This window comes from Staphylococcus sp. HMSC65H10 (assembly GCF_001839185.1).
Classification (GTDB): domain Bacteria; phylum Bacillota; class Bacilli; order Staphylococcales; family Staphylococcaceae; genus Staphylococcus; species Staphylococcus simulans.
The window spans coordinates 1-2,004 of record NZ_KV840333.1; the positions used below are offsets into that span (position 1 = coordinate 1).

The 2,004-nt window shown below is 31.1% G+C and carries 1 protein-coding gene; it reads left to right on the top strand.

Annotated features, from left to right (window positions below; translation table 11 throughout):
* The first annotated feature begins 750 nt into the window (after positions 1-750).
* A complete protein-coding gene (locus tag HMPREF3270_RS05305) occupies positions 751-1,686 on the top strand; it encodes an Abi family protein (RefSeq protein WP_070625489.1) in 936 nt (311 codons plus the stop codon).
* Positions 1,687-2,004 lie beyond the last annotated feature (318 nt).

The window sequence follows — 2,004 nt, forward strand, 5'->3', positions numbered from 1 at the left end:
AACTTTGGGGTAGTATCAGTTAAGAAAATGCGTTATAATACAAACGCAAGGGGTTTTACCTTGTAATAATAATATAAAATCATCTCTATACTTTTATTGAGGGTTACCTACGGGTAGCCCTCTTTTTTGTTGATTATGTAAAAGAAGCATGCTATGATTTGTTTTGCAGTATGCATGTCGTGCATATTGCGCCCTTACTTCATGGATGCTTTATCTTAGGCATCTATATGTATTTTCATTACTTTCTCTCTAATCTATCCAACGAGAATACAGCCACCTTTCGAGGTGGTATACATATTAAGATTCACTTAACTAGTAGGTAGATTTTTGACAAAATGAAATCACTGTATTAACATGATAGTCGCAGTATCGAAAAAGATACTGTAATGTTTATAGTTTCTCTATCTAACTCAACTTTTAGAGGTTGTAACAGTCTTAACGATAAATAGTGCTTAGAGGTTGCTTCGGCAGCCTCTTTTTTATGATATAATACAGATACACGAGAGGCACCGTGATTAACAACCAATCCCGATTGTTGATACCATTTCAATCCAGTGTCTTTAAAAAGTAGTTGTAAGTTAATGTTTATTTAAACCTACACCACCCACACATGTCGCTGGGTGGTGAATATTATTTTTTGATTGACATACCAAGATTTATAGATTATTATTTGAATATAACGACTACGCCCCCACTCCTTTTTAGGCAGACAAGTTCTGACGTGGGGGTATTTTTTTTGAGGTGAAAAAAATGAAACCTAAACCTTTGAACTTTCAAGAACAAGCGAATTTATTAATAGAAAGAGGCATGATCATAAACAATATTGATAATGCTATTAAAAAGTTAGAAAACATAGGATATTACAAACTGAAAGAATTCGCTTATCCTTTATCTAAAGTGACTAAAGATAAATTTGGTAACAATGTTAGAGTTTATCATGGAATTAAGTTTGACGATGTCATCACTAGATATTATCAAGACAAAAATTTAAGAATGGGATTACTACATGCAATAGAAAAAATAGAAGTATCTTTGAAGACAAGAATATCTTATGTTTTGGGAGAAACCTACGGAGCTTTTGGTTATCTTGATTTTTCAAAGTGGTGTAATAAAAACGAATACTGTAAACATTATTTAAATTATCAAGAAAACAAATTTAAAAAAGAGTTAGCTAAGAAAACAAAGTTATCAAGAAATCATGAAATTAGAGAAAAAAAGAATTTTAATCAAGAAAGATTACCTAGTGTTTGGCTAATGACTGATGTTTTAATGTTTGGAGACATAGTTAACCTATTAACTTTAATGTCAAAAAAGAATTTACAGAAAATTTCAGATTATTATAAATGCAGTAATAAGCAATTGGTTTCATGGTTAAAATGTCTTAATTTTATAAGGAATATATGCGCTCATAATTCAAATATTATTGATATAAAATTGACCACTGCCCCGATGATTCATAATGATTGGAAAAATGATGTTTTTCAATTTAAAGACGGAAACTACTCAAACAGATTATCGGTAATAATATTCATAATACATCATTTTGTAAAGCAAATTAATGATAAATATCAAATAAGGAAAATTACAAATTCAATCAAAAAAATAGTTGGAAGTGAAGAATCGAAGATTAACCAGTTAGGGTTTGTAAACAACAAATCAATTGTTAGATTACAGAATTTAACTTAGCTCTTAATCTTGATTTTATTAAACCGTATTTGCGGTACTCATATGCGGAGTGTACTTGAGGTTAACTGTTACTGACGGTTGCCTTATTTTTATGCTATAATATCAATATGAAATAGTTGTTCCATGAAACGACTCGGTCATCGGCACAGACCGCTTAAAGTGTCTACATCACATTAACTGAGCATTCATATGACGTTGCTGACGAGCGACATAGCTCTGTGTCCTAAAATAGGGTAGGTTGATGTGGTGTATATACATAACAAGACCCACCTAATTAAAGGTGGGTTTTTTGTGTGTGGTTTTGTATGTTAAATCACA